Genomic DNA, 26,350 nt, shown 5'->3' on the forward strand with positions numbered 1-26,350 from the left:
CCTACTACTCAACCAGCTCAGTGCGCCAGGAACGCTTGGGCTCCCAGCCCAGGACTTCCTTGGCTTTCTGAATGGAGAAGGCCGGGGCATCACCAGTCAGGCCTTCGGCCAGGTGCGCCAGCTCCGGGTAATACTCCGGGATCAGCTCAGACAGCGGCTGGCGAGCCAGCGCATCGGCTGCCCCCACAAAGAAGACTGCGCCGTTCTCCACTCGATCGATGTTCTTCAGCGCGGTGATGAGGAAGTCGGTCACGTCCCGGGCGTCCACATAGTTGAACATCGCTACCGCTGACAGCGCTGGGTCATCCAGGCGCTCCTTCAGGGTGTGGCCCTGCTGAGTGGGCGCGCCTTCCCATTCCTCGGGGGCGATGACATAGCAGGGCCGGAAGCTGATGAACTTCACGTCTGAGGTCTGCTGAGCGAACATGGCCGCCACCTGCTCGGCAACGTACTTGCTCAGTCCGTAGGCGTGCCATGGCTTCGGTGTGACGTCTTCATCCAGCGGAAGACGAGGCGGCACCCACCCTGCCGGTGAGCCGTAGCCCATGATGGAGGGACTGGAGGCAATGATGACCTTCTTGGCACCGCTGGCCACAGACGCAGCGGTCACGTTATGCGCGATCCCGGCGTTGGTCCGCAGAATGACGTCCTCAGGGGCAGAGAACGGCACCGCGATCGCCGCCAGGGAGATCACTGCAGTTGGTGCGATCGTGGTGAAGAGCTGCTCCGTGGCAGCGGCGTCGAGAAGGTCGAGGCTGTGGTAGTCCACGCCCTCGATGGGGTTCTCCGGCGTGCTGCGATCAACACTGATCACCTCAAAGCCCGCACGTGCGAATCCCTCCACCACACTGCGTCCCAGTCGCCCAGAACCGCCAGTGATGATGATGCGCTCGCTCAAACTGCTGCCTCCTGCGTCTCTGCTGCTTGAACCGGTTCATCCTCAATGGAACCGAGTCCCAGGTCCACCTCTGCCACAGTGACCGGAAGACCGGTGGCCAGTGACTTATTGCCGCAGATGCCCACGGCGATGGCGTTGACGCCGTCAACCAGGCCTGCGGGGCGGCGGTAGGGGTCCTCACCGGGTCCGCGGAAGATATCCGCCAGCAGCAGCTTATCGCCGCCACCGTGGGATCCTTCGCCGTTGACGATCTCGATCTCCTGGGCCTGTTCCCAATGACGCTGAAGGGTCAGCCGCTCGCCCTTGGAACGCAGTGTGCTGGACTGTCCATCCTCGGAGACCGAGGGGTCCACTGGGGCACCGCCAGCTGCTGGCAGCACCGCGGCGCGTTCGACCACTTCCAGCTCCAGGCGTCCCTCGGTGCCGTTGACCGCTACCCGGTAGCCCTCCCAGGGCGAGTGAGCATTGAGCGAGTAGTTCAGCACCGCACCGCGGGAGTAGTCCGCGATCACTGCGAGGTTGTCCTCGATGGTGATGCCCTCGGAGAAGACATCCTGGTCCCGGCGGTAGCCGTCGTACTGCTCATTGCGCAGATAGAGCTTCTCCAGCCGCTCATCGCTGCGCAGGTCCAGGGCGAAGGGGTCCTGGTCGGAGTCATCACGGGTGCCGCGCTCATGGGCGGTGATCCCCCGCTGAGCAGCAGCCTCAGCGCCGTAGAACTTCAGCCCACCGGAAGCGTAGACCCGGGCCGGGGCATCCGCCAGCCACCAGTTGACCAGGTCAAAGTGGTGGCTGGACTTGTGAATCAGCAGTCCGCCTGAGTTCTCCTTGATGCGGTGCCAGCGGCGGAAGTAGTCAGCGCCGTGCACAGTGTCGAGCACCCACGTGAAGTCGATGCTGGTGACCTCGCCGATCTTGCCTTCCTGGATGGCGGCCTTCAGGGCAGTGTTCCGCGGTGAGTAGCGGTAGTTAAAGGTCACGACGACGTCGCGGCCTGTCTCCTTGACCGCTTCTGCGATACGCGCTGAGGACTCCGCATCCACGGTCAGCGGCTTCTCCACCACAGCATCTGCTCCAGCGCGAAGGGCCTCAATGATCAGATCTGCGTGAGTGAAGTCAGGGGTGGTGATGATGACCTTGTCGATCCCCTTGTCCTGGATGAACTGTGTCAACGCGGTCGGGTCGAAGGTCTCCACGGTCTGGCCGTGTTGTTCGGCCACCAGGTCCGCGTAGTACTGGACACGTCCGGGGTTGGTATCAGCCAGGGCCACCAGTTCAGCGATATCCGCGTGCGGACCGCTGATGGCGTCGATGTACATCTGGCAGCGATTGCCCATGCCGAGGATGACGTACCGGGTGCGAGTGTTCTCAGCGCTCATGAGGTTGTTCGCGCTCCTATCGGTTATTTGATGCCGGTGGTGGCCATGCCCTTGATGAGGAAGCGCTGGCCGGCCAGGAAGATCAGGAACAGCGGGATGATCGAGATGATCGACATCGCAAACAGCGCGCCCCAGTTGGAGGTGCCGGTGGAGTCCACAAAGGCTCGCAGCGCCAGCGGCACGGTGTACATATCTGGGGAGGTCAGGTAGATCAGCTGGCTGAAGAAGTCATTCCACGTCCACATGAAGGTGAAGATCGCGGTGGTGGCCAGTGCAGGGGTCATCAGCGGCAGGATCACCTGAGCGAAGATGCGGATCTGTCCGGCGCCATCGATGCGGGCGGCTTCATCCAGGTCCTTGGGGATGCCGCGGATGAACTGCACCATCAGGAAGATGAAGAAGGCGTCCGTTGCCAGCAGTTTGGGGATGATCAGCGGTAGGAAGGTGTTCACCCAGCCGAAGTTCGAGAACAGGATGTACTGCGGGATGATCACCACGTGGATCGGCAGCATGATGGTCAGCAGCATCAGCGCGAACATCGGCACTTTGAACTTGAAGTCCAGCCGGGCGAAGGCATAGGCGGCCATGGAGCACGCGACGAGGTTCGCCAGGATTGAGCCGAAGACCACAATCGCGGAGTTCAGCAGGAAGTGGCTGAAGGGGTGACTCAGCGCGTTCCAGCCCTGGACATAGTTATTGAACTCGAAGGTGGTCAGCAGGATGCCGGGCTCGCGGAAGATCATCGCGTTGGGACGCAGTGAAGACACCAGCATCCACAGCAGCGGATAGATCATGACCAGTGACGCCAGGATCATCACGATGTGCTTGATCACCGAGCGCACGTTTCGCTTCATCGGCGAGACACTGCGCATGGGCTGGCCGCTGGCCGTTCCCGAGGACTCTGCCAGCGAGGCGGTGGCGGAGCTGCGCTCCTCGGTGGTGGTGTGCAGCTCACCGGAGGGAGTAGCAGTATTGACGGCGGCGTTGCCGGTCAGCTCTGCACCCTCTGGCGCCTGGCCCGACTGGCGGCGGGGGAACTCGTCACGGGTGTGCTGGAGGGAATCAGTCATCGTAGTGAACCCAATACTTTGCAGCGTAGAAGTTGATGGCGGTGAAGGCCGCGATGATGATGACCAGCAGCCACGCCATGGCGGCTGCATAGCCCATATTGAAGTTGCCGAAGCCCTGCTGGTACAGGTACAGCGTGTAGAACAGCGTGGAGTCGGCGGGACCGCCCTGACCTCCGGAGACGATGAACGCCTGGGTGAAGTTCTGGAAGGCGTTGATGATCTGCATCACCAGGTTGAAGAAGATGATGGGGGTCAGCAGCGGAATGGTGATGGTGAAGAACTGCTTGAGGCGGCTGGCGCCGTCGATCGAAGCAGCCTCGTAGTACATGTCCGGAATCTGCCGCAGACCGGCCAGGAAGATGACCATCGGGGCACCGAAGGTCCACACGTGCAGGATGACCAGTGTGGACAGCGCGGTATCCGGACTGGAGACCCAACCGCGGCCCTCAATCCCCACCATCGCCAGTACCTGGTTGATCAGGCCCTCGTAACCGAAGATCTGACGCCACAGCACCGCGATGGCCACAGAGGAGCCGAGCATCGATGGCAGGTAGAACACCGAGCGGTAGAAGCTCAGGCCGCGCATACCGCGGTCCAGGAACAGCGCTACCGCCAGGGAGACTGCCAGCTGCAGGGGAACACCGGTGAAGACATAGGTGAAGGTCACCTTCAGCGACTGGTGCAGCCGCTGATCGTCGATCATCCGCTCGATGTTCTCCATCCCACTGAAGACCGGCGCCTGAAGCAGATTGTAATCGGTGAAGGCCAGGTACAGGGTGGCCAACATCGGGATCAGCGTGATGGCAAAGAGACCAAGGGTCCAAGGTGCTAGGAACAGATGGCCGGCCAGATTGTCCTTGTGCCGGCGCTTGCCCTGGCCCTTTTGCTTCTTTAGCTGGCTGAGTTCTGCGACAACACTCATCAGCAACCTTCCTCGGGGTGTGCGCCTCTGCGTTGGAGCGCAGCACCGGCGTGCGGGTCCTGGGACAGCACGGCTGCCTCCTTGAAGTCAGTCAAAATGTGGCGGAAATCGCTTTCCCATGCTCGTGTCCTCAACTGTAAGTTGGGTCACATTCATGGTCAAGCGGACGGCCTCGTTCCTCCAAAGATTTTCGCCCAGCCCGTTGACAGCTGCTGGCCCCCCACTCGCCTTGAAGCAGAACAATACCCTTGCAAAATCGCGAATCTTGAGGAGTCGAAGGCGGCTCGATGCCGCACCTGTATCGATTCATGCCTTTTGTGCCGTGGACTGGATGACACCCCCAGCCCTAGGCTTCCAGCTATGTCTGCCGCCTCCCCTGAGCCTTCCGCGACCTCTGTGACGATCAGCCGTGTAGAAATCCTGCTGACTTCCATGCCGTTCTCAGCGGAGCGCCGGGTCACCGGGGAGGAGAGCATCGACGAGTTCAACGCCTCCTCCCACACCTTCACCAGGATGGAATCCCTCATGGTGAAAGTGACCGACTCCGACGGTCGCATCGGCTGGGGCGAGGCTTTCGGGCATAAGACCAATCCTGCCTCCTGGGCCGCACTGGAGCAGATCGTGGGGCCCTTCGCGCTGGGCCGCCCAGCAGAACCGGCAGCCTTCCGCGTTGAAGCTGAGTACGCATTTCATGCCTTCGGCCGCACGGGGCCGGTGCACTACGCCGTCTCCGCGCTGGATACCGCCCTCTGGGATCTCGCCGCCCAGCGCGCCGGGGTCCCCCTCCGTGCCCTGCTGGCGGAACAGCCTGCTGAGACCATCAGCTGTTATGCCTCGCTGGTCCACTACGGGGAAGATCCAGTCGAGGTCGCCCACCATATCGGCCGCGCCCAGCAGGCTGGTTTCACTGCTTTTAAACTTCATGAGTCCACACCCGCAGCAGTAGCCGCCGCCCGCCAGCAGGCCGGTCCCGACGCGGATCTGATGACTGATGTGAACTGCCACTGGGATGAGGCAGGAGCGGCTGCGGCGCTGCAGGATCTTGCACCCTATGATCTGCTGTGGCTGGAGGAACCGGTATTTCCACCCGATGACACCGCTGCCCTGGCACGGCTCAATGCGGCTTCCGGTCGAATCGCCGCGGGCGAGAACGCCTCGGGCGTGCAGGGCATGATCCACCAGATCGCTGCCGGGGCGGTGAGTTTTGCACAGCCGAGCGTGGGGAAGATCGGCGGAGTCTCAGCAATGCTGGAGGTCCTCGAAGCCGGGCGAGCCGCCGGCGTCGTCGTAGCGCCACACTGCTTCTACTACGGGCCAGCGCTGAACGCTTCGGCGGAGATCGTGGCAGCTATTGGCGGCGGCGTCCAGCTCGAGGTGCCGTTCCTGACGTGGCCGCAGCGACTGCACAGCCTGCATGGCAGCGGTCCGCAGATTCAGCTGAGCCAGACTCCGGGGCTGGGCTTTGAGCTCGACGACGCGGTGCTCACCGACCACCTGGTCCGCTCAGTGGCATTGGGCTGAGCTCGGGGCAGCCGGTCTAGAGGCCGGCTTCTTTGGCCCTGGCCGTGACCAGTCCCTTCATCCGGTTGGCGATCATCGCGATACTGCGCTGCGGCGCCAGTCTGGAGAGCATGTCGAAGAGTTTGGCGTCATTGCCGATCATCACTCGCAGCCGGGGCTTCTCGATTGCCTCAGCGATGATGCGTGCCGCCTCTTGGGGAGAGGTGGTGCGCGCGGTTTCTCCCGTGCTGGAGGTATCGGACTGCACTCCGGAGTTCTTGCTGATCTCGGTGCCGACAGCGCCGGGGAACACCTCGGTGACTGCCACAGAAGTGCCTTGCAGTTCAGCGTAGAGACCTTCGGTGAGGAGCCGCACTGCAGCCTTGGAGGCGCCGTAGGCAGTCTGGCCGGGGACCGGAATCAGGGCGCCCATACTGGAGACGTTGACTAGGGCAGCCTCGGGTCTGGCCTTAAGACCGGGGAGGAACGCTTTGACAATATTGACGGTTCCCCAGAAGTTCACGTTTATCACGCGTTCAATATCTGCGTAGTCGAGGTCTTCGACGTGGATGAATGGCTGAATGATGCCGGCAACATTGAGGATCCCGTCCGCAGGGCCGTGGACGCGGCTGGTCTGCGTCGGCAGCGCTAGGACTGCTTCACGGTCGGTGATATCCACGGTGTGGGTGCTCAGCCTCTCGCCGGCTCCCGCCTGCTGACCGGTTTCGGTCAGCCCTTCGGCACTGAGGTCGACGGCGGCCACGCGTGCCCCGCGTCCTAGCAGCTCGATAGTGACGGCCCGACCGATACCGGCCCCGGCTCCGGTCACCACGAATGTCTTATCCGCGATCCTCATGGTTGATCCTCCTCGATCCACGCATTCGTTGCCCGGTCGCTCACCACGCTGATGGCTGGGCTGCCGTGATCAACCGTTCGCTGTTGCCTGCCGCGGCTAGGCTATCTGGGCCCGGGCGTGCGGCCAAGGGTTAACGCACCAGCTCCAGAAGCAGATCGTGAACAGAACACCCCCAGCTCAGCCGCGCGGTTTCATCCGGGTGGTGGGCAGCGGCGGGGCAGGAAGCGGCGGGGTCTGTCCCGGCGGGAAGTCCCCGAACTGCGGGAACGGCCGGCCGTCGTCGTATGTGGTTCCAGCGAGACGGTCCCGCAGCTCTCCGTGCACCGGGGCCCCGAGCGCGCCGGGTTCCACCTCCACGTCCGCTTCGCCGCCGCTGGGTGCGGAGGCGCGTTCGGTCAGCACCGGGGTGTCGGTCTTCCCATACAGCGGCGAGTCTGCCGCGGGGGCCTCGAATCCCATCTCCGCTTGGTAGGCGGCACGATAGCTGGCGATCTCCTCGTGGCTGCGGCCCACAAAGTTCCACCACATAACGATCTGCTCCCTTAAGGGTTCGCCACCGATCAGCAGTGCCAGAACCGGTTCCTCGCCTGCTTCGATGCGCAGGGCAGTGGCTCCAGGTTCGACGACGGCGAGGTGGTCCTGCGGGATTTCACAGCCGTGAATGCTGACATCACCACTCACGCGCAGCAGGCCGTGCTCATGATCGGCGGGGACGGGGATCTCTAACACCGCGCCCGGCTGCAGGCGCAGTTCGGCGCCGGTCAGCGGAATATAAGTGGTCACTGGCGACCGGCTGCCCAGCAGCTCACCGACGAAGACTCTGGCTTCCCAGCCCTCTCCCTGCACTGGCTCAGGGCGGTGACTGTCCAATGAGGGTTCAACAAAACGGTGTTCATCCGGGAAGGCGTACCAGAGCTGGGCGCCGTGCATGATCCGGGTGTCGGCGGTGGAGTATTCGGAGTGGCTAATGCCGCGTCCGGCGTTCATCATGGCCACATCCCCGGGCCGCACGGTGGCCCAGTTCCCGGCTGAGTCCATGTGGTCGATCCGCCCGGAGAACAGCCAGGAGCAGGTGGCCAGTCCGGTATGGGGATGGCGGGGAACGCGCATGGGGGTGGCCTCGGTGAGGTCGTCTGGACCGTAGAAGTCCAGGAAGCACCACGCGCCGACTAGTGAACGCGCCCGCTGCGGCAGCGTGCGCCGGACGTTCATGGCTCGTGGCCCACCCAAGGGCACATCGCGAGGTTCCAGCAGCTGCACACCTGATTCGGTGGTGGTGACACCGTCGCGCAGACCGGTGGGATCGTCATCGGCGTCGGTGCGGCCCTTGGAGTCATAGGTGTAGGGCCCATTGATGCAGACCTGCTCTTCAGGCAGTCCTTGATGGGATTCGGTGCTCACTGTGCTCACAGGTGACCTCCTCGGTGGCGGCGCCCAGCAGGTTGGACGCACACCCCCAGTATTTCAATTTTGAAGCAGAAAGCGAAGGGGCGGCGGCCACCCGATGAGCCCATTCAGATCAGGCATCACCGCGGCGGCCACCGCCCCTGAGTCAATAAGTCCTAGTCGTCGGTAACAACAACCTCGACGTCGATATTGCCGCGGGTTGCCTTGGAGTAGGGGCAGAAAGCGTGCGCCTTCTCAGCCAGCTCTTCAGCCTCCGCCTTCTCCAGGTTCGGCAGGACCACCTCAATGGTGACGGTCAGGCCGAACCCGCCGTCGTCGTCCTTGCCAATACCCACTTTGGCACCCACTGCGGAGTCGGAGACATCCGCGCCAGCCTCACCGGCAACCTTGCGCAGCGCCCCGTGGAAGCAGGCCGCATAGCCGGCGGCGAAGAGCTGCTCCGGGTTGGCGCCCTGGCCGGATCCGCCGAGAGCCTCAGGGGCTGCCAGCTGGAAATCGACGGTGCCATCAGCGGTCTTGGTGCGGCCATTACGGCCATCGCCGGTAGCCAGGGCCTCAGCGGTGTAGAGAACTTCAACAGCCATGGTGGTGCTCCTTCTGCTCGCTTCAATGGGGACGACGGCGCCATGCTCACCGCTGGCGTCGTACGTTTCTTACAACACCACACTCTGCTCGCACTGGCTAGACATCAGCTGGAGAATTCACCTGTAGCGCACTCACCACGTCGCCAGCTGCCGCCAGTGTCCTACCCCGGCCGCAGCGGTGGCAGAATAGGGCACCTATGCGTAACGACAATGCCCGCTGGCTATCCGCCGGTGACCCTTCTCTTATCGCCTCATCTTTGACCGAACGCTTTGCACAGCAGTTTGGGCGGAAAGCGGTAGGGGTCTGGTTCGCTCCGGGACGGGCGAACCTCAACGGAGAACATATCGACTTCCACGGCGGGCGCTGCCTGCCCATGGCGCTGCCTCACGGCACCTATGTGGCGGCGGCACCGCGCACGGACGGCCTGCTGCGGCTGCGCACCCTGGATATCAATCTGGACGAGGGCGTCATCGAGATCCCCGCCGGCCAGACCGGACCAAAGAAGGACGACGGCGAGTCAGTCGGCTCCACCTCCACCTGGACTCAGTACGTCTCAGGTGTCCTCTGGGCGCTGCAGCAGTTGGACGATGAGCATTCCGAGCTGCGCCCGGCCTCGGATTTCGGTGCTGACCTGTTGATTCGCACCACACTGCCGATCGGTGCCGGGCTGTCCTCATCAGCCTCCTTAGAGTGTGCCGCCGCGCTTGCATTCGTGGCCGTGGGCACCCAGACCGGTGAGGAGAATGAAGGCGCAGAACTCACCCGGGCGCTGAGCGACCAGCAGCGCGCAGTGCTCGCTGAAGCCTGTATTCGCGCTGAGGTGGAAGTGGTGGGAGCCGGCACCGGCGGGCTGGATCAGACCACCAGCATGCGCGGAGCTGAGGGCAAACTGCTGTCTCTGGACTGCCGGGATTTCAGCCTCAAGCGCCTGGATATCTCCTTCCTGCTGCGCGGCTATCGGTTTATTGCTGTTGACACCGGTCAGCCGCATCAGCTGGCAACCAGCGCCTTCGGGGACCGCCGCGCGGAGTCCGAGGCAGCTGCGGATCTGCTGGGTGTGGAGCGGCTGCGGGATGCGCTGCCGAGCACCTGCCGCAAGATAGACGTAGAAGAAGTCTTAGAGGAGTTCGATCGGCTCAGCGAGGGCCGCGCGGAGATCAACGGCTTCGACACCGCGGCCTGCCGACGTCGGCTGAGCCATGCGGTCACCGAAATGGTGCGTTCGGAGAAGATCCACAGCCTACTCACCGGCGAGGCCCACGGGGTGGATCACACCGCCACGATGATCGGGGACGCTATGACGGCCGGGCACACCAGCATGCGCGAATCGGCGGAGGTCAGTTTCGAGCTTGCCGACCGGGTAGTGGACACCGCCCTGGCCCAGGGAGCTGTGGGCGCCCGGCTGATCGGCGGCGGCTTCGGCGGTTCGGTGCTGACCTTGGTGTCCAAGGACAATGCTGCTGAGATGATCGAGGCTGTTGCCGGGCTCTCCCCGAGTATCCGCTTCCTGGAGGTCACCCCCTCCGCGGCCGCCCACGCGGTGTAACGCTTAAGCAGCCGACGCCGGCGCGGACCTAAGCTTCAGTACATGACCACTGAGACCCGTCGTGTACTGCTGACCGGATTCGAGCCCTTCGGAGGGCTGGACTACAACCCCTCCTGGGATGTCGCTCAGGAGGTCGCTCGACGGGCTCGCCTGCAGGAGCTGACCACTCAGCAGGAGCTCAGCGGCGTCGTCGTCAGCACGGCGTGCCTTCCTGTGGAGTTCGACCGTGCCGGGGAAGTCCTCAAAGCCGCTATCACCGATCAGCAGCCGGATATGGTCATCAGCCTCGGTCTGGCTGCCGGTACCGACGCCCTGCGCCTGGAACGAGTGGGACTGAACCTGCGGGATGCCCGCATCCCGGACAATGCCGGCAATCAGCCCGACGATGCCCCCGTGGTGCCGGGTGCAGACACCGCCCTGTTCTCCACCTTGCGGCTTAAAGCAGCACAACGCCGGATCGCTGAAGCCGGGTTCCCCGTGCAGCTGTCCACCAGCGCAGGCACCTACGTCTGCAATGACGTCCTCTACACACTGCTGCACCATCTGATCGCCACCGAGCAGCAGATTCCTGCCGGGTTCCTTCACGTGCCGGACCTGCACGCACACAGCGCCCCGCTCACCGTTTCAGAGGCGGCAACCGCGGTGGATCTGCTGATGGCCGAGTCCTTCGTCACAGCTGAAGACGAGGCCCGGCCCGCAGGCTCGCTGCACTGACTGCTCAGCATCCAGGAAGGGCAGAAAGTGGAGGCAAAGGTCGACGCTGCGCACAGGTCACTTCCAGAGTTGGTGCTTACAGTCAATAGGCAAGAAGGACGAGGTTAGGGCCCAAAATCCACCACCGCGCGGATTATGGGATCTAGGCTTTTCCTGAGCAAGTCCATTGATCCGATCGACCAGCGAGGTCTTCATGACGTCACAGGAATCAGGACCGGGAAATACCTCTTTCCAGTTCAGGTCCCCCCGCGGTGACGAGGAGCATGACATGCGTCCCAGAGATCCGGATGACCTTGGAGTCTCCGCCTCCAACCGGGCAGTCGGTATCACCCTTGCCGTTGGCATCGGGATGATGCTGCTGATCCTCATGCTCCCCTACATCGGCGGATAAGTATCACCATCAGCGCAGTACACACGCCCGGCGGCGATACGCTTAAGGGCGATGAGCAAGAACCGAAAATCCACGACGACGGCCCGCAGGCCAGCTGGCAGATCCAGCTCTAGTCGTCCTCCGGCGAAGAAGACCCCCGCCCCACGCAGCCGCTCATCACAGGCCCCTCGGAAAGGGGCCTCGTCCAAGAAACCCGCGGCGCAGAGCCAGTCTCGGCCGTCCCAGCAGCAGAGACACAGGGCTCAGAAACAGGGCACGAAGTCCCGCCAGCACCTCGGCAGCAAAGCACCCAGAACAAGCAAAGCACCCAGAACACCGCAGGCCACCAGCCACGCCCCCACCCGCGGGCAGACTGTGGCACGCGGTTCGCTGCAAGCGGGGCGCTATCTCTGGGCAATAGTGACCGGCTTGGTCATCGCCGCACTGCTTTTTGAGCCCACCTGGTCCTGGATGGTCGGGGTGGGGGTCTTCTTCCTGGCCGCCGGTGAATTCAGCGGCCTGTGGATGCTGGTCTCCGGCTACATCATGGCCTGCACCCCGGCAGCCTTCGGGCTACTCATCGCCACCGGGCGCTTCTGGCTTTCGCTGACCCACTCACTGTGGATCGGCGCGGTCTACCTAGTGGTCGGCTTCCTGCTGCTGGACCGCATCCTCGGGGTGTTGGGCGGCGGCCTCTAGGCACCGTCGCCCTGCGCGCGCCGCGGCAGGGCTAGAAGTCCCGCGCCATGTCCTGGAATCGGGCGTAATGACCCTGGAATGCCACCACAATGTCGCGGGTGGGCCCATTACGGTTCTTCGCCACGATGATGTCAGCCTCCCCGGCGCGCTCGGTCTCCTTGTCATAGACCTCAGGCCGGTGCAGCAGGATCACCATATCGGCGTCCTGCTCAATGGACCCTGACTCGCGCAGGTCAGAGACCTGCGGTTTCTTATCCGGCCGAGATTCCGACCCGCGGTTCAGCTGTGACAGCGCAATAATCGGCACATCCAGCTCCTTAGCCAGCAGCTTCAGGGTTCGGGAGAACTCACTGACCTCCTGCTGGCGTGATTCCACACGCTTCCCCGAGCTCAGCAGCTGCAAATAGTCCAGCACTACGAGCTTCAGATTGTTGCGCTGCTTCAGGCGCCGGCACTTAGCGCGGATCTCCATCAGCGACATATTCGGTGAATCGTCAATAAACAGCGGAACCGAGTCCAGCTTGTCTACCGCCTGCGAGATCTTCTCCCAGTCGCTGTCCTGCAGATTGCCCTTGCGCAGATCACCGAAGAGCACCCGGGACTCTGCCGAGAGCAATCGGGTGGCGATCTCATTGCGGCCCATCTCCAGGGAGAAGAACGCGGCGGCCATGCCGTTGTTCACCGCGGCGGAGCGGGCAAAGTCCAGGGCAAGAGTGGACTTACCCATTGCCGGACGTGCTGCCACCACAATCATCTGCCCGCCGTGGAAACCATGGGTCAGTTCATCCAGTTCCCGGAACCCCGTGGGGATACCAGTGAGCGAACCATCATGGGCAGCATTGGTCTCAATCTCATCGATGGTGGGCGCCAGCACCTCGGAGAGCCGGACATAATCCTCGCTCTGCCGGTTCTCCGCCACGTTATAGATCTCAGACTGCGCCTCGTTAACAATGGCGTCCACCTCGCCGTCGGCGCTATGGCCCAGCTGCACAATCTTTGTGCCAGCTTCTACCAGCCGGCGCAGGATGGCGCGCTCACGCACGATTTCCGCGTAGAACGCCGCATTGGCGGCGGTGGGCACCGACTGCGCCAGGTTATGCAGATACGCCGGACCGCCCACGCGCTGCAGCTGCTGACGCTTATTGAGGTGATCAGAGATGGTGACGACGTCGGCTGGCTCGCCTCGTCCATAGAGGTCAACGATCGCCTCGTAGATCATCTCGTGCGCAGGGCGGTAGAAGTCTCGTCCGCGCAGGATCTCCACCACATCAGCGATGGCGTCCTTGGAGAGCATCATGCCGCCGAGGACCGACTGTTCAGCCACCATGTCCTGCGGGGGCGTGCGGGATTCGGCGCCGGCTCCGGTGCTGGGGTCGTAGGTATCCATCGTCACCCGTTAAGGGTACCGGTCCTACGCCGAATCCAGGCCCCGCTCCAATGGCGCGCGCAGTCCGTAGACCAGTCCCGCCAGCCACGTCCGCATGGCCCGCCTGGCCTGCCGCGTATTGGGGTAGCGGCAGCGCAGATGCAGCCCGGATCCGTTGATGACAAACCAGATCATCACCCCGTCAGTGCGGATCACCGCGGAGACGTGCTGGGGGTTGAGCTCCTCGTCAACATTGACCGGCAGCTTCCGGTGATCCAGCCAGGACATGGCGAACATCCCCGGGGTCTGCGGCATACCTCCGTAGGGGCGCATAATCGGTGCCAGCGGGTAGGAGCCCAGCTTGATGGCTTCCTTCACCGCTGAGTAGCAGGCGCGGTAGTCCTCGTCGTCGTTCTCCAACACGGAGTTGGTGATGAACCAGCCCACGGAGTTGAACCAGCGGGGGTTCTCCCGGGAGTGGACCGGAAAGACGGCCCGGAATGGGCAGCCGCTGAGCTCGCGGGCCAGCCTGGTCATCACCGAGATGGCGACGGCGATCAGTCGCACTCCGTGGGAGGCGGCGTACGCCTCCAGATAGGCCAGCTCCTCAGCATCAAAGACGTCCCGGATCTCCACCATCTCATCCACTGGGGTGGAGAGATCCCCCAGGTTCAGCGGGAAGGTCGGCATCGCGTCACCGCCGGCTTCGAGGATCTCCTGCCAGCGGCTGAGCACCTGTTGCGGCGGCAGCGGCTTCTCATCCAGAAGCGCCGAATGATCACTGAAAGGTTCGGCCTCGGGCAGCTGCGCTCCGGGTTCGCGCCCGGCTAAGAGGTCCTCCACCATGGCCGAGAGGTCTCGGGCCAGCACCAGCAGGGACCAGGCATCCACATGGGCGTGATCTGCTCCGATGACGATCTGCGGTGGCTTGAGCTGATCCGGATCCTCGATCACGCACAACCGATAGCTGGGCTGACCGAAAGGGTCACAGACCGCGTCAAAGTGAGCTCGAATGGCTGCACGGATCTGCTCAGCGGACATCACCGCCTCGGGCTCCGCGGACCCCTCTGCAGCCTGGTGAGAACCGGCGCTGGCGAAACCTGCAGCGACCGGGCTTGGCTCCGGCTTCAGCTGCTGCCAATCGCCTGCGCGCACGCTGACTGGAGAGAGGTTCAGTTCGGTCTCGGCCCCAGCGTTGGTCGCTGCATCGGTGCGGTCGGCAGGTGCCGGCGTCGTCTTCCAGGTGAAGACGCTGCGCAGCGTGCCGTGCCGTGCGATCACATGCTGCCAGGCTTCGGCAATGATGTGCCGGTCAGCGACCTGCGGCAGGAAGAAGGCCACTGCCATCCACGAGCCGGGCCGCGAACCGAAGCCCACATGCCGAGCCTGATCGAAGGAGACCGGCAGGTGCGCGGCCTGGTCATCTAAAGACGCAGGGTGCACCGTCATGCTGCAGCTGAACAGCATTCCGGGCTGCACGTGCATCTGGGAGACATTGGTCAGCCGCATAGGCGTAGTGTAGATGCGTATCTGCAACGGCAGGTGTCAATTGGGAAACCTCCAGGTAACAGGGCCTGTTGAGGATGCGAAGCGCATAAAGGTGGACGATCGGCTGTGGCCATATTCCAGACTGTCGGGGCAAAACTTGCCTATGAGGTCACCGGGGAGGGCCCGCTTTTTGTGCAGATGCACGGCCTGACCTCCAGTGCCTGGCGTGAGCATCGTGCCGGGCTGGATATGACCGCCGACCTCAAGGGTTTTCGCGTGCTGCGCTATGACGCTCGCGGCCATGGTTCTTCAACCGGTCGCCCGGTCCCTCAGGATTACCTCTGGTCCCAGCTGGCAGAGGATCTGCTTGCACTCCTTGATGAGGTCGCCCCCGGCGAGAAGGTCCATACTGCAGGTCCCTCGATGGGCACTGCCACCCAGCTCTATGCCGCACTTGTCGATCCTGATCGTTTCGCCACGCTGACCCTGCTGGTGCCACCCACCGCCTGGGGAACCCGAGTACCTCAGGCTGAGTCCTATCTGAAGTCAGCCCAGCTGGTGGAGGATCATGGCATCGGTGCCTTTGTGAGGGTCGGGGCAAGTGTGCTGCCACCTCCGGCGCTGGCGGACCGCCCCAAAGAGCGCGTGCCTGCGGTGAGCCAGGAATTGCTGCCGTCGATATTTCGTGGAGCCGCTCAGACAGATTTACCGGCAAAGCAGCAGATCGCTTCGCTGCGTCTACCTGTGGAGGTCCTTGCCTGGGTTGATGATCATGCTCACCCAGTGTCTACAGCAGAGGAACTGCACCGGCTGATCCCGGGTTCGCATTTGAGCATCGCCGAAACCCCTGAAGATCTGGAGACCTGGCCGAGTCAGGTGGCACGTTTTGTTTCCCGGCACCGGGGCCAACGACCGTAAAAAGCGCGACGACGCAGCGCGGTGGACGGGACCGGATCGCCGGACTGGCGCATAAGCCGTACCGGCAGGATCACGACGACTGCCGTGATCCCCTTCCCATTGCCGGTTCCGGCGATCCGATCCTGGGGGAGCAGGTGCAACCTTCAACCCCCGCTCGCCCTGTCCCCGGAGAGAACGGCAGGGCATCCGCGAAGCGTGACCTGCCCTGTTTTCTCAGCCCGACAGCCCGCTGGCCGCCGGTAGTGATATGGATGCGCGCTGGGCGTACCCAGCCAATACCCACACCAAGTGCGAACCCTAGTGAGCTCTGCCAGGAACTGCAGTGACATTCGCCATACAGCGCCATGGTCCTCCAGGGACGCTTCACACTGTATGGCCCCGGCAACCCGGGAGCAATACCCTTCTTCACACGCCCTGTGGATAAAGTGTGGACTCCGCGGCGTGTCCTGTGCAGAACCTGAGGGTAACTCTGTGGATATCCGCTGACCGTGTTATCGCATCCCGGCCTGACTAGGGGTTATGCAGCGACACACCTGTGAATTAATTTTCTTTTTGTGGAGATTTCAGCGCTCTAGACAGGGTTGCTGTTAACTCCCTGTTGGGTGTATAGACACTTTTCTGGGCTAATTTTCCACAGGTTGTCCACAGGGGTGAAAATTGCACGGGCGTAGTTTCGCGCCAGCACTGGCCTCCACTGCCAACACTAGGCACTCCACGCTACGTGAGGTAGCCTTAGTTAAAATTTGAAAGATTCGTACGACTCGGCCACGGTCAACTCAGGGAGCGGCTATGCAGTTCGGCATTTTTTCCATCGGTGACGTCACCCCGGATCCCACGACCGGCCGTGTCCCCACTGAACATGAGCGCATTGAGGCCACTGTGGCCATCGCAAAGAAGGCCGAAGAGGTTGGCCTTGATGTCTTCGCCATCGGGCAGCATCACAATCCCCCGTTCATTGCGCCTGCTAATCCGCCCATCTTCATGGCGTACATCGCGGCTCAGACTGAGCGCATCATCCTCTCCACGGCAACCACGCTGATCACCACCACAGACCCGGTACGCCTGGCCGAAGATTACGCTTACGCGCAGCATCTCAGCGGCGGACGCATCGACCTCACGCTGGGACGTGGCAACACCGGTCCGGTCTACCCCTGGTTCGGCAAAGACATCCGGGCGGGTATTCCGCTGGCCGTGGAGAACTATGCACTGCTGCATAGGCTCTGGCGTGAGACTGAGGTGAACTGGCAGGGCAGGTACCGGACTCCTTTGCAGGACTTCACCTCCACCCCGCGGCCGCTGGATGACACCCCGCCCTTCGTCTGGCACGGTTCCATCCGCTCCCCGGAGATCGCAGAGCAGGCCGCCTATTACGGTGACGGCTTCTTCCACAACAATATTTTCTGGAACAAGGAACACACCGGGCGGATGGTGGACCTTTACCGGCACCGCTTTGAGCACTACGGGCACGGCACCGCTGAGCAGGCCATCGTGGGCCTGGGCGGCCAGGTGTTCATGCGCCGGAACTCCCAGGAAGCGGTGCGCGAGTTCCGTCCGTACTTCGACAACGCTCCGGTCTACGGCGGAGGTCCCTCGCTGGAGGATTTCACCGAGATGACACCCTTGACCGTGGGCACCCCGGAGCAGGTCATCGAGAAGACCCTGAGCTTCAGCGACTACGCCGGGCATTATCAGCGTCAGTTGTTCCTCATCGATCACGCTGGGCTGCCGCTGAAGACTGTCCTGGAACAGATCGATATGCTCGGCGAAGAAGTAGTCCCGGTGCTGCGCCGCGAGGTCGCCGCCCGCCAGCCTGCAGGCACACCGCAGGCGCCCACCCATGAGGCACTGAAACAGCGCCGCGCAGCTGGCCGTGAACCGATACCTGGCGGCAAGCAGAACGACGACGCCAGCTAGTCCAGGACACCGCCGGTTCCCTCAGTCACAGATCAGTCGCTGGGTTGGCCTTGGTGCAGGTTGTCTGCAATATCCACCCGGTCACTGGCCATCAGGTGCAGCCCGAAGTCATCGGTGAGCCGTTTGAACATTTCGACCCCCTGGACGCTGTTGCCTTCGTCATTGAGCCGCGGGGCAAAGGAGGCCAGCCCCAGCTGCCCGGGCAGCACGCCGATGATGCCGCCTGATACTCCCGACTTGGCGGGAATGCCGATCTCAGTCAGCCAGCGGCCCGAGGCGTCATACATGCCGCAGGTGGCCATCACGCTCAGCGTCTGGCGCGCTGCCCTGGCCGAAATCACGCGTGTGCCGCTTTCAGGGTGGACGCCGTTATTCGCCAGAGTCGCTGCCATGCGGGCAATGTCCTGAACAGTCACCAGAACAGCGCATTGGTCGATGTATCCGCGCACCACTTCAGCAGGTTCTGCTTCGAACACGTGGTGGGTGCGCAGCATGTGGGCGATCGCGAAGTTCCGGTAGCCCTCTTCGTACTCTTCATCGGCAGTGGCCCAGTCCACCTGGAGCGGACGCCCGGCAAACGCGGAGAGTCCGGCGATGATGCGTGCGGTACGACGTCGTACCTCGTCGGTGCGTCCTGCCCGTGAGGCTGTCTCAGGGAGCACGGTCGGCTCTCCGTGGGCACCGCTGATCAGCTGATGAGTGGCGATTGCCCCGGCGTTGATCATCGGGTTCAGCGGACGCCCTGTACCGCCTTCGAGGGAAAGCTCATTGAAGGCTTCCCCTGAGGGCTCCATACCCACTGCCTGTTGCACACCGTCGTGTCCGATCTCATCAAGAGCCATGGCGTACACAAAGGGCTTGGAGATGGACTGGATAGTGAACAGGTGCTCCCGGTCTCCAGCAGCATATTCAGCACCGGCGGCCGTCACCACAGCCAGGGCGTGGCGCACGGGTTCCCCGTCTGACTGTTCCCCGCCTGACTGTTCTTCGCCTGACTGCGAGCTTTGCTGCTCACCTTCGGCTGACTCGCTGCCTTCAGTATCAGCCAGTTGCGCCTCGCTGGGCACGTGTCCGGACTCATCCTCACCGCAGTCGGCCAGGACCTGAGCCAAATAGCGTTCTACCGGGTCCTGTTCCTGGGTATCCGTCATAGGCCTACCCTAACGAGGCTGCCTGTGGGCATAAGCAAAGCGGCCCCGGAGAGTAATTCTCCGGGACCGCTTTGACCAGCTTGTGCTGTGGTCTGCTGAAGCCTTCAGGCTCCAGCTGCGCCTTACTTAGCGGGGATGACCTGCAGCTGAAGAGCTGCGGTGACATCGGCGTGCAGCTTCACCGTGGCGGTGTAGCTGCCCACTGCCTTGATCCGCTCGGGGATCTCCACAGTGCGGCGGTCGATGGCGCCCAGGCCTGCGGCCTCGACAGCCTCGGCAACCTGAGCGGCACCCACGGTGCCGAAGAGGCGGCCGGACTCGCCGGTCTTGACGCTGATCTTCACCGGCTGAGCCTGCAGCTTCTCTGCGATCTGCTGGGCTTCCTCGACGGTAGCGATCTCGCGAGCCTTACGTGCAGCGCGCATGCGCTCCACGTCCTTCTCGCCGCCCTTGGTCCAGGTCTGTGCGTAGCCGCGCGGCAGCAGGTAGTTGCGCGCGTAACCGTCCTTGACCTCGACGACGTCGCCAGGGGCACCGAGGCCGGTCACTTCCTGAGTCAGGATGAGCTTTGCCATATCAGTAGTTCCTTTCCTTCCCGGTCCGGGATCAGCCGCGGCCTGCGCCGGAGTACGGCAGCAGAGCCACCTCGCGGGCGTTCTTGATCGCCTGGGCGATCTTGCGCTGCTCCTGGACGGAGACGCCGGTCACACGGCGTGCACGGATCTTGCCTCGGTCGGAAATGAACTTCCGCAGCAGGGCGGTGTCTTTGTAGTCAATGACCTTGATGTCAGCAGCCTTCAGCGGGTTCGCCTTGGGCTTGGGCTTCTTCAGTTCAGCCTTTGCCATCGTGGTGCTCCTTCTCATATGTGGAGCCCGCAGCCCTCACGGGCGCGGGATGGTGGATATGTGGTGTGTTGTGTGAGCCGCTTAGAACGGTGGCTCGTCGTTGCTGGGGGTGTCCCAGCCCCCGGAGGAGGGCTGGCCTCCCCATGGGTCTGGCTGTCCGCCGCCCTGTGCTCCCCATCCGCCGGACTGCTGGCCGCCGTAGGAGTCTCCTCCTCCGAAGCCACCGCCTGCGGGGGCACCACCGCCGAAGCCCTGGCCGCCGGGGCGACCCTGGCCTCCCTGGCCGCCCTGACGCTGGACCTGAGCAGTAGCGAAACGCAGCGAGGGGCCGATCTCATCGACATCGAGCTCCCAAGAGGTGCGCTTCTCACCCTCTTTGGTCTCAAAGCTGCGGGCCTTCAGCCGGCCCTGGGCGATCACGCGGGTTCCCTTGGTCAGCGACTCCGCTGCGTTCTCAGCAGCTTCGCGCCAGAGCGAGCAACGCACAAAGAGGGTCTCCCCGTCCTTGAACTCGTTGCTCTGGCGGTCGAAGAACCGCGGTGTTGAGGCGATCACGAAGTTGGAGACCGCTGCACCGGAAGGGGTGAAGCGGAGCTCGGGATCTGCCGTCAGATTTCCGACGACGGTGATAATCGTTTCGCCTGCCATGGGGGTGCTCCTTGCGTGATGTACCTATATGGGGAATTACGGGTGAAAGATCAGCTGTCGATCTTCTGATCCTCAGGGCGGATGATCTTGGTGCGCAGAATGGTCTCATTCAGGCGCAGCAGACGATCCAGCTCCTTGGCGGAATCAGGGGTGGAGTGGAAGTTGACGACGGCGTAGATCGCCTCGGTCTTCTTCTGAATCTCGTAAGCCAGCTGGCGACGTCCCCAGACGTCGATCTCCTCAACGGAGCCGCCGTCCTTCTTGACGATTTCCATGTACTTGCCGAGAGTCGGCTCCACGGTGCGCTCATCCACCTCGGGGTCGACGAGCACCATCAGTTCATAGTGACGCATGTGTGAACCCACCTCCTTCGGTCTTGCGGTCACGGGATTTCCGTAACAGGAGGTTCAATAATCACGTCGTGTGCGTATGGACGCACAACTCATCAAGTCTACTACACGCACCACCACTGGCTCCAAGGGCGGTGGAGCCCTCCCAGCGGTGTCTAGACGCTGAGCTCAGTAGTAAAGAAGCTCGCCACTGCATCACGCAGGTAGGCGACGTCGTCGACCCCGCACATTTCGCGAGCCGAGTGCATGCTCAGCAGTGCAATGCCCACATCTACAGTGCGGATTCCAAGCCGGGTGGCGGTGATGGGGCCGATGGTGGAACCGCAGGGGATGTCGTTATTAGAGACGAACTCCTGGGTGGGCACCGACGCCGCGCGGCAGACCTGAGCCCACATGGCAGCACCGGGGGCGTCTGTGGTGTAGCGCTGATTGGCATTGATTTTCAGCAGCGGGCCCGAGTTCGGCAGCGGACGGTTAGCCGGATCGTGGCGTTCGGAATAGTTCGGGTGCACCGCGTGCCCGGCGTCGGAGCTTAAGTGCCAGGATCCAGCCAATGCCTGAGCGCGTTGGGTGACCGTAGCACCGAGTCCCTCGTAGATCCGCCCCAGCACCTCTTCCAGGAACGGGCCGGCAGCACCGGAGCGGGAGGCTGAGCCGAGCTCTTCATGATCAAAAGCCGCCAGCATGGGGATGACTGCACCGTCTGTGGCCGCATCCGCCACGTCCAGCAGAGCCTGGAGCCCCGCGAAGACCGAGGAGAGGTTATCGAGTCGTCCAGAAGCGAAGAACTCCCCGGCGGCACCGAACCGCGCGGGCACCTGCGCATCTGCCACCACGACGTCGTAGCCGTCGATCTCCTCAGCGCGGACACCGGCGGCTTCAGCCACCACCTGCAGGACGTCTGCCTCAGCGGCCTGCCCGGCGCTGTCGGCCAGGCCCAGAATCGGCATGGTGTGCTGCTGTTTGCCCAGCTTCAGCCCCTCATTGACCTGCCGGTCGAGGTGAATGGCCAGCTGCGGGATGCGCGCTACCGGGCCGGTGGCTGTCAAGTGAGTGGCGCCGTCGCGAGTGACCAGACGCCCTGCCAGGCGCAGCTCACGGTCCAGCCAGGAGTTCAGCAGCGGCCCGCCGTAGACCTCCATGCCGGCCTGCAGCCAGCCGGCCTTGATCACCGTGGATTTGGGCTTGAGCTTAAAGCCGGGAGAGTCGGTATGAGCACCCAGAATGCGCAGCGCAGTAGTGGGGCCCGCGTTCTCGGGCACCACCCAGGCCAGCACCGCACCGTCACGGACCACCACATAGCGCCCAGGCGCAGCTGGCCAGTCCTGATGCTCCCCCAGCTGGGTGAAGCCTGCGCTGACCAACGTCGCCGCTGTCACTTCTGCAGCGTGATAGGAGGACGGGGACTCCATGACGAATCTCCCGAGCTTCTGAATCAGCTCATCTGTGGGCAGCGCAGCCGGGTTCAGGTCATCTGTGCTCATGGTCACCACCCTATGACAAGCGCCGCTACTGCTGCTCGGGCCCTACGAGGCCTGACTGGTAGACGTAGACCACCGCCTGCACCCGGTCGCGCAGCTGCAGCTTGGTCAGGATCCGGCGTACATGGGTCTTCACGGTGGCCTCGGAGAGGAAGAAACGGCTGGCGATCTCTGCATTGGACAGCCCCTCAGCCACCGCGAACAGCACCTCGGTCTCGCGTGCCGTCAGCGGCTCCCGGGTGATGCCGTCGCTCAGCGCGGCAGAGACCTGCGCACCTGTGGGGGTCCCGGGCGCCGCAGAGCGTGCTTGCGTGCCGTCGAGCTGCTGGGCGGCTTTAAGCGCCGGAGCATCCGGACCTCCGGCTTGAGCCAGCCCGCCGGTAGCGTTGCCCTGCCGCAGGTAGACCTCCAACAGCCGCTGGGTGATCCGCGGGGCCACCACTGCGTCCCCGGAGGCCACCACGCGCACCGCATTGGCCAGCTCGGCTGGTTCAACATCTTTGAGCAGGAAGGCGCTGGCTCCTGCCTGCAGACCGGAGAAGGCGTATTCGTCCAGATCAAAGGTGGTCAGGATGATGACCTTGGTCTCGGCCCAGCGTTCCACTACAGCGGCGGTGGCCTCGATCCCGTCCATCCGCGGCATCCGAACATCCATGAGGACGACGTCTGGGCGCGCGTCTCCCAGCGAGTCGATAGTCTCCAGCGCCTCGGCGCCGTCGGCGGCTTCGGCCACCACTTCCAGGTCCTCCTCACCTTCGAGGATGAGCCGGAAGCCCATGCGCAGCAGATGCTGATCATCTACCAGCATGACTTTGATCGGTTCGCTCACTGTGCCTTCTCGCTTTCTGCTGGTGATTCGGTTCGCTTGGCGCTGCTGGCTTTGCCCACCGGCGGCTCGAGCACCGCACGCACGTTCCAGCCGCGATACTTGCCCGGTCCGGCGTAGACCGAGCCGTTGTAGAAGCCCGCACGCTCCTGCATGCCTTTGATCCCGAGCCCGGAGCCCACTGATTCCTGCGCTCCTGAGGGCAGCAGCGCGCCGTCGTCACTGACTGAGATGATCACTTTGGGGCTTCCGGCAAGTCCCAGAGCCTCCTGCTCCTTCTCGGAAAAACCTTGGGCTTTGAGCTGCTCGCGCTCTTCGGCGCTGGTGCCCGGGACATGCTCAATGCTGACCTGCACATCGGTGATCTGCTTGCCGTAGCGCAGCACATTGGTCAGTGACTCCTGCAGGATTCGGTGCACTGTCAGCCCGAAGGCCGCGTCATCCGGCAGCGCCGGACCAGTGGTGGTCACCGTCAGCGGCATACCGGCCTGCCGGAATCCTTCGTAGAGCTCCTCCAGGGATTCGTGGATGGGTCGCCGAGCTTGGGCGACATCTTCGCCCTTCTTCAGCACCCCGATCACTCGGCGCATATCCGCCAAGGCACCGCGTCCTGTGGAGGACAATTCGTCGAGCACCTCACCGGCACGTTCGGGGTTCTTGCGCATCACCACCCGGGCACCATCGGCCAGCGAGATCATCACCGAGAGGGAATGGGCGACGACGTCGTGCATCTCCCGGGCGATCCGGTTGCGCTCACCGACCTGCGCCAGCTCGTGGGAACGCCGCGCCCAGTCCAGGATCTCCTGCTCGTGAGCCCGGCCGCGCCGCACTGCGGCACCGATGGCCACGGAGAATCCGGTAGTGAAGACCATGATGACCGTCAGAACCGCGAAGAACCACAGCGTAGCGCCGAGCTCACCGGCCGGAAGCTGAAAGACACCGGTCTCCCAGAAACTGGCTCCATGCTTCTGGGTCCAGGCCGGCAGCCGCAGGTACGCCAGGCAGGCTGCGGCACATGCTGGCAGCGCTACCACCAGACCAGCTGCCAGACCGCGGTGCAGGCCCACGCAGTAAGCGGCGAACCAAAGTCCCAGCATCTGCGGACCATTCCACGGGTAGATCATCAGCAGGGCCGCCTCGGCCAGCATCATCGCCACCAGCACGCTCACTGGCCAGCTGTGCCGGAAGCACAGCAGTGCGGCAATGATCAGCCAGCCGGGCACCAACCACCACACGTGGGTGCCCATATCAACAATTGCCATGGGCAGGCACCACAGTGCTAGAAGCAGATAACAGCTGATGATCAGCGCATTGGTGCACCGGGGGTGTCGGCGCATCCAGCCGCGCACACCGCGCCGGCGCACCAATGCGAGCTCATCAAAGCCCGCCATGGGGCCTGGCTGCGTGGCGGAGGTGGTGCTCATGGTTTTTATACTCTCACTACCCTCGCGGCACCCACGCGGTGTCCGAGCGGTGCTCCTGAAAGGAACAGGGTGGTTTAGACGTCGCGGCGTGAGAAGGTCAGCCAGCCGAGTCCGAACGGTACCGCCGCCCAGGCGAGAACTCCCAGCAGTGACTGCCACAACTCCATATCCCGCACTGCGTCAACGCTGGTGAACTCCATGACCAGGTAGGAGTACTCAGCGCGCATCAGCATTTCTGCCCATTCGGCACCCTGAGTGACGCCATAGAGGATAGCGACCACGATCTGCACCACAAAGATAATGATGGTCAGCACCACGATGCCGCCAGCGGAGCTGCGCAGCAGCGCACCCAGACCGAAGCCCATCAGAGCAGTGATGATCACTGAGATCCAGTGGGTGAGGTAGACATAGCCCACCTCAGAGTCGCTGAACGGGGCCAGCACCTCCAGCTCTCCGGAGAACAGCGCAGCCACCAGATGGCAGGCGATGATCACTGCAGCGGTGACCACAGCCACCAGCAGCGTGATTGCGGTGGCCTTGGCCAGATAGAGCAGATTGCGGCGGGGCACCACGGTGAGCGAGGAACGAATCGCACCAGTAGTGAACTCAGTGGTCATACTGATCACCGCTAGTGCGCCCAGCAGCAACAGCCCGAAGTAGAGCCCTGTCATGGCGCCCTCAGCCAGCATCAGCTGGGAGGTCTCGTCACTGAAGCTGGAGAAGCTCCAGGCCACTCCGCCGGAGATCAGCGCAGAGAGCCCCAGGGTGATGGCTGAGAGCCAGTAGGTGGTGCGCAGCGCCAGTAACTTGGACAGTTCTGAACGCACCACGCCAAAGAAACTCAGTCCTGGCAGTGTCGGATCAGGTTCAAAGGTGCGGGGGCCCCGCGTCGGAGCAGTAGCTGTGTCGCCGGATGCGAGTGCGGATTCGGCAGGATGGGGGACGGTGGGGTTCATGCCTGGCCTCCTTCAGCCTGGGCGGCGGCACCTGCGGCAGCGCCGGACTGGTATTCGACGTAGTCGCCGGTGAGTTTCATGTAGGAGTCCTCCAGCGAGGTCAGCTGCGGGGTGAGCTCGTGCAGTACCGCGCCGATTTCAAGGGCGCGGCGGCCGATGCTGCGCGCATCCAGACCGGAGACTTCAAAGGTCTCAGCATCCCGGCAGGTGATGCTGATCCGGTCCCCGGCCAGTGCATTCATCAGATCCTTGGCCTGTTCGGTGCGCACCAGTACCCTGGACTCACCGCCTTCCAGCAGGTCCTGGATGGGGGCATCAGCAATGATGCGGCCCCGGCCCAGCACAATCAGGTGATCTGCGGTCTGTGCCATCTCGCTCATCAGATGGGAGGAGAGGAACACTGTGCGGCCCTCTGCTGCCATATCCCGGGCCAGTCGGCGCACCCAGCGCACTCCTTCGGGGTCCAAGCCGTTGACAGGTTCGTCAAAGATCAGCACGGCCGGATCTCCCAGCAGCGCCGCGGCAATGCCGAGCCGCTGGTTCATGCCCAGCGAGTAGCCCTTGATGCGCTTGCCGGAGACACTTTCAAGTCCGGTGAGTTCAATGACGTCATCCACACGTTTGTGGCTGATGCGGTGGGTGGCGGCCAGCGCTCTCAGGTGCTGGCGTCCGGTACGCCCGGGGTGGGTGGCGCCGGCGTCCAGCACCGCGCCCACAGTGCGCAGCGGTGCCGCGTGTTGAGCCAGGGATTTACCGGCAATGCTGATGTGCCCGGAGGTGGGCCGGTCCAGGCCCACGGCCATGCGCATGGTGGTGGACTTGCCTGAGCCGTTGGGGCCCAGGAAACCGGTGACTTTACCCGGTTCCAGCGCAAAACTGATGCCGTCCACGGCGGTCTTGGATCCGTAGGTTTTACGCAGATTCTCTGCTGTGATCATCGCTCGCTCCCAGATTCGCGTGCAGTGCGAGCCGGGTCTCGGTTCGCTGCTCTCACGCTACGTCCGCCCACAGGTGGAGGGCATCCCCCCAAATGCTG

27 protein-coding genes are annotated in these 26,350 nt (G+C 63.3%); 7 read left to right on the top strand and 20 right to left on the bottom strand.

All coding sequences use genetic code 11. The features are described from left to right. Window positions 1-4: 4 nt before the first annotated feature. The 4 genes from ABEA23_RS02795 to ABEA23_RS02810 form a co-directional block, all read right to left on the bottom strand. The gene (locus ABEA23_RS02795) at window positions 5-898 is read right to left on the bottom strand and encodes an NAD-dependent epimerase/dehydratase family protein (protein WP_345476562.1); all 894 of its coding nucleotides are present in this window, start codon (window positions 896-898) and stop codon (window positions 5-7) included. Then, window positions 895-2,277, bottom strand: a complete 1,383-nt coding sequence (locus ABEA23_RS02800; protein ID WP_345476563.1) for a Gfo/Idh/MocA family protein — start codon at window positions 2,275-2,277, stop codon at window positions 895-897. The genes ABEA23_RS02795 and ABEA23_RS02800 overlap by 4 nt, the downstream gene beginning before the upstream one ends. 23 nt (window positions 2,278-2,300) lie before the next feature. Continuing rightward, window positions 2,301-3,149, bottom strand: coding sequence for a carbohydrate ABC transporter permease (locus tag ABEA23_RS02805; RefSeq protein ID WP_345476681.1), 849 nt, complete (start codon window positions 3,147-3,149; stop codon window positions 2,301-2,303). Window positions 3,150-3,339: 190 nt separating this feature from the next. Beyond that, a complete protein-coding gene (locus tag ABEA23_RS02810) occupies window positions 3,340-4,269 on the bottom strand; it encodes a carbohydrate ABC transporter permease (RefSeq protein ID WP_345476564.1) in 930 nt (309 codons plus the stop codon). Between the two features lie 360 nt (window positions 4,270-4,629). Here ABEA23_RS02810 and ABEA23_RS02815 point away from each other — a divergent pair, with 360 nt between their 5' ends. Next, window positions 4,630-5,790: a mandelate racemase/muconate lactonizing enzyme family protein gene (locus ABEA23_RS02815; RefSeq protein WP_345476565.1), complete on the top strand. Its 1,161-nt coding sequence runs from the start codon at window positions 4,630-4,632 to the stop codon at window positions 5,788-5,790. 16 nt (window positions 5,791-5,806) lie between these two features. Here the strand turns inward: ABEA23_RS02815 and ABEA23_RS02820 are convergent, their stop codons facing one another. From ABEA23_RS02820 to ABEA23_RS02830, 3 genes are all read right to left on the bottom strand, one after another. Continuing rightward, window positions 5,807-6,625 carry an SDR family NAD(P)-dependent oxidoreductase gene (locus ABEA23_RS02820; protein ID WP_345476566.1) on the bottom strand — a complete coding sequence of 273 codons (819 nt, stop codon included), beginning with the start codon at window positions 6,623-6,625 and terminating at the stop codon, window positions 5,807-5,809. Between the two features lie 177 nt (window positions 6,626-6,802). Then, complete coding sequence (locus ABEA23_RS02825; protein WP_345476567.1) at window positions 6,803-8,035, bottom strand: pirin family protein; 1,233 nt, start codon at window positions 8,033-8,035, stop codon at window positions 6,803-6,805. Window positions 8,036-8,187: 152 nt separating this feature from the next. Further along, window positions 8,188-8,616, bottom strand: a complete 429-nt coding sequence (locus ABEA23_RS02830) for an organic hydroperoxide resistance protein (RefSeq protein ID WP_260072684.1) — start codon at window positions 8,614-8,616, stop codon at window positions 8,188-8,190. Between the two features lie 197 nt (window positions 8,617-8,813). Between ABEA23_RS02830 and ABEA23_RS02835 the strand changes: the two genes are divergently transcribed. The 3 genes from ABEA23_RS02835 to ABEA23_RS02845 all read left to right on the top strand — a co-directional run bounded on the left by ABEA23_RS02835 (window position 8,814) and on the right by ABEA23_RS02845 (window position 11,268). Next, window positions 8,814-10,163 (top strand): galactokinase, encoded by a 1,350-nt coding sequence (locus tag ABEA23_RS02835; RefSeq protein WP_345476568.1) that lies wholly within the window; start codon window positions 8,814-8,816, stop codon window positions 10,161-10,163. 42 nt (window positions 10,164-10,205) lie between these two features. Beyond that, window positions 10,206-10,877, top strand: a complete 672-nt coding sequence (locus ABEA23_RS02840) for a pyroglutamyl-peptidase I (protein ID WP_345476569.1) — start codon at window positions 10,206-10,208, stop codon at window positions 10,875-10,877. Between the two features lie 268 nt (window positions 10,878-11,145). Next, complete coding sequence (locus tag ABEA23_RS02845) at window positions 11,146-11,268, top strand: hypothetical protein (protein ID WP_345476570.1); 123 nt, start codon at window positions 11,146-11,148, stop codon at window positions 11,266-11,268. Here ABEA23_RS02845 and ABEA23_RS02850 read toward each other — a convergent pair. Continuing rightward, entirely contained in the window at window positions 11,253-11,456 is a 204-nt protein-coding gene (locus tag ABEA23_RS02850; protein WP_345476571.1) for a hypothetical protein, read from the bottom strand. The two genes, ABEA23_RS02845 and ABEA23_RS02850, sit on opposite strands and share 16 nt — an antisense overlap. Before the next feature lie 166 nt (window positions 11,457-11,622). On the opposite strand from ABEA23_RS02850, the gene ABEA23_RS02855 reads away from it, so the two are divergent. Beyond that, entirely contained in the window at window positions 11,623-11,946 is a 324-nt protein-coding gene (locus ABEA23_RS02855) for a hypothetical protein (protein WP_158644325.1), read from the top strand. A gap of 31 nt (window positions 11,947-11,977) precedes the next feature. Here the strand turns inward: ABEA23_RS02855 and dnaB are convergent, their stop codons facing one another. Together dnaB and ABEA23_RS02865 are read right to left on the bottom strand one after the other, a co-directional pair. Beyond that, window positions 11,978-13,333, bottom strand: coding sequence for a replicative DNA helicase (gene dnaB, locus ABEA23_RS02860; RefSeq protein WP_081652705.1), 1,356 nt, complete (start codon window positions 13,331-13,333; stop codon window positions 11,978-11,980). A 24-nt stretch (window positions 13,334-13,357) separates the two neighbouring features. After that, window positions 13,358-14,821, bottom strand: a complete 1,464-nt coding sequence (locus tag ABEA23_RS02865) for a condensation domain-containing protein (RefSeq protein ID WP_345476572.1) — start codon at window positions 14,819-14,821, stop codon at window positions 13,358-13,360. Between the two features lie 105 nt (window positions 14,822-14,926). On the opposite strand from ABEA23_RS02865, the gene ABEA23_RS02870 reads away from it, so the two are divergent. Continuing rightward, a complete protein-coding gene (locus ABEA23_RS02870; RefSeq protein ID WP_345476573.1) occupies window positions 14,927-15,718 on the top strand; it encodes an alpha/beta fold hydrolase in 792 nt (263 codons plus the stop codon). Window positions 15,719-16,507: 789 nt separating this feature from the next. After that, the gene (locus ABEA23_RS02875; RefSeq protein WP_345476574.1) at window positions 16,508-17,632 is read left to right on the top strand and encodes an LLM class flavin-dependent oxidoreductase; all 1,125 of its coding nucleotides are present in this window, start codon (window positions 16,508-16,510) and stop codon (window positions 17,630-17,632) included. Window positions 17,633-17,664: 32 nt separating this feature from the next. Here the strand turns inward: ABEA23_RS02875 and glsA are convergent, their stop codons facing one another. From glsA to ABEA23_RS02925, 10 genes are all read right to left on the bottom strand, one after another. After that, on the bottom strand, window positions 17,665-18,783 hold the full coding sequence (gene glsA, locus ABEA23_RS02880; protein WP_345476575.1) for a glutaminase A: 1,119 nt from the start codon (window positions 18,781-18,783) through the stop codon (window positions 17,665-17,667). 122 nt (window positions 18,784-18,905) lie between these two features. Next, a complete protein-coding gene (gene rplI / locus ABEA23_RS02885; RefSeq protein WP_044495658.1) occupies window positions 18,906-19,358 on the bottom strand; it encodes a 50S ribosomal protein L9 in 453 nt (150 codons plus the stop codon). A 31-nt stretch (window positions 19,359-19,389) separates the two neighbouring features. Continuing rightward, complete coding sequence (rpsR, locus tag ABEA23_RS02890; protein ID WP_044495657.1) at window positions 19,390-19,629, bottom strand: 30S ribosomal protein S18; 240 nt, start codon at window positions 19,627-19,629, stop codon at window positions 19,390-19,392. Window positions 19,630-19,710: 81 nt separating this feature from the next. Then, complete coding sequence (locus ABEA23_RS02895) at window positions 19,711-20,277, bottom strand: single-stranded DNA-binding protein (protein ID WP_044495655.1); 567 nt, start codon at window positions 20,275-20,277, stop codon at window positions 19,711-19,713. A 50-nt stretch (window positions 20,278-20,327) separates the two neighbouring features. Beyond that, window positions 20,328-20,630 carry a 30S ribosomal protein S6 gene (gene rpsF / locus ABEA23_RS02900; protein ID WP_044495651.1) on the bottom strand — a complete coding sequence of 101 codons (303 nt, stop codon included), beginning with the start codon at window positions 20,628-20,630 and terminating at the stop codon, window positions 20,328-20,330. Between the two features lie 152 nt (window positions 20,631-20,782). After that, complete coding sequence (locus ABEA23_RS02905) at window positions 20,783-22,111, bottom strand: M18 family aminopeptidase (protein WP_345476576.1); 1,329 nt, start codon at window positions 22,109-22,111, stop codon at window positions 20,783-20,785. Window positions 22,112-22,136: 25 nt separating this feature from the next. Further along, window positions 22,137-22,916 carry a response regulator gene (locus tag ABEA23_RS02910; protein ID WP_345476682.1) on the bottom strand — a complete coding sequence of 260 codons (780 nt, stop codon included), beginning with the start codon at window positions 22,914-22,916 and terminating at the stop codon, window positions 22,137-22,139. 17 nt (window positions 22,917-22,933) lie between these two features. Beyond that, a complete protein-coding gene (locus tag ABEA23_RS02915; RefSeq protein ID WP_345476577.1) occupies window positions 22,934-24,358 on the bottom strand; it encodes a sensor histidine kinase in 1,425 nt (474 codons plus the stop codon). Window positions 24,359-24,432: 74 nt separating this feature from the next. Then, window positions 24,433-25,314: a hypothetical protein gene (locus ABEA23_RS02920; protein ID WP_345476578.1), complete on the bottom strand. Its 882-nt coding sequence runs from the start codon at window positions 25,312-25,314 to the stop codon at window positions 24,433-24,435. Further along, window positions 25,311-26,252, bottom strand: a complete 942-nt coding sequence (locus tag ABEA23_RS02925; RefSeq protein ID WP_345476579.1) for an ABC transporter ATP-binding protein — start codon at window positions 26,250-26,252, stop codon at window positions 25,311-25,313. Before ABEA23_RS02925 ends, ABEA23_RS02920 begins: the two co-directional genes overlap by 4 nt. Between the last annotated feature and the right edge of the window lie 98 nt (window positions 26,253-26,350).

The sequence above is a fragment of the Nesterenkonia rhizosphaerae genome (assembly GCF_039544555.1).
Taxonomy (GTDB): Bacteria; Actinomycetota; Actinomycetes; order Actinomycetales; family Micrococcaceae; genus Nesterenkonia; species Nesterenkonia rhizosphaerae.

Coding starts and splice junctions, on each gene's coding strand:
- ABEA23_RS02820 (WP_345476566.1), bottom strand. CDS start 6,625: ATGAGGATCGCGGATAAGACATTCGTGGTGACCGGAGCCGGGGCCGGT.
- ABEA23_RS02805 (WP_345476681.1), bottom strand. CDS start 3,149: ATGCGCAGTGTCTCGCCGATGAAGCGAAACGTGCGCTCGGTGATCAAG.
- ABEA23_RS02835 (WP_345476568.1), top strand. CDS start 8,814: ATGCGTAACGACAATGCCCGCTGGCTATCCGCCGGTGACCCTTCTCTT.
- ABEA23_RS02910 (WP_345476682.1), bottom strand. CDS start 22,916: ATGCTGGTAGATGATCAGCATCTGCTGCGCATGGGCTTCCGGCTCATC.
- ABEA23_RS02865 (WP_345476572.1), bottom strand. CDS start 14,821: ATGCGGCTGACCAATGTCTCCCAGATGCACGTGCAGCCCGGAATGCTG.
- rpsR (WP_044495657.1), bottom strand. CDS start 19,629: ATGGCAAAGGCTGAACTGAAGAAGCCCAAGCCCAAGGCGAACCCGCTG.
- ABEA23_RS02920 (WP_345476578.1), bottom strand. CDS start 25,314: ATGAACCCCACCGTCCCCCATCCTGCCGAATCCGCACTCGCATCCGGC.
- rpsF (WP_044495651.1), bottom strand. CDS start 20,630: ATGCGTCACTATGAACTGATGGTGCTCGTCGACCCCGAGGTGGATGAG.
- ABEA23_RS02845 (WP_345476570.1), top strand. CDS start 11,146: ATGCGTCCCAGAGATCCGGATGACCTTGGAGTCTCCGCCTCCAACCGG.
- ABEA23_RS02840 (WP_345476569.1), top strand. CDS start 10,206: ATGACCACTGAGACCCGTCGTGTACTGCTGACCGGATTCGAGCCCTTC.
- ABEA23_RS02810 (WP_345476564.1), bottom strand. CDS start 4,269: ATGAGTGTTGTCGCAGAACTCAGCCAGCTAAAGAAGCAAAAGGGCCAG.
- dnaB (WP_081652705.1), bottom strand. CDS start 13,333: ATGGATACCTACGACCCCAGCACCGGAGCCGGCGCCGAATCCCGCACG.
- ABEA23_RS02915 (WP_345476577.1), bottom strand. CDS start 24,358: ATGAGCACCACCTCCGCCACGCAGCCAGGCCCCATGGCGGGCTTTGAT.
- glsA (WP_345476575.1), bottom strand. CDS start 18,783: ATGACGGATACCCAGGAACAGGACCCGGTAGAACGCTATTTGGCTCAG.
- ABEA23_RS02895 (WP_044495655.1), bottom strand. CDS start 20,277: ATGGCAGGCGAAACGATTATCACCGTCGTCGGAAATCTGACGGCAGAT.
- ABEA23_RS02830 (WP_260072684.1), bottom strand. CDS start 8,616: ATGGCTGTTGAAGTTCTCTACACCGCTGAGGCCCTGGCTACCGGCGAT.
- ABEA23_RS02800 (WP_345476563.1), bottom strand. CDS start 2,277: ATGAGCGCTGAGAACACTCGCACCCGGTACGTCATCCTCGGCATGGGC.
- ABEA23_RS02925 (WP_345476579.1), bottom strand. CDS start 26,252: ATGATCACAGCAGAGAATCTGCGTAAAACCTACGGATCCAAGACCGCC.
- ABEA23_RS02905 (WP_345476576.1), bottom strand. CDS start 22,111: ATGAGCACAGATGACCTGAACCCGGCTGCGCTGCCCACAGATGAGCTG.
- ABEA23_RS02875 (WP_345476574.1), top strand. CDS start 16,508: ATGCAGTTCGGCATTTTTTCCATCGGTGACGTCACCCCGGATCCCACG.
- rplI (WP_044495658.1), bottom strand. CDS start 19,358: ATGGCAAAGCTCATCCTGACTCAGGAAGTGACCGGCCTCGGTGCCCCT.
- ABEA23_RS02815 (WP_345476565.1), top strand. CDS start 4,630: ATGTCTGCCGCCTCCCCTGAGCCTTCCGCGACCTCTGTGACGATCAGC.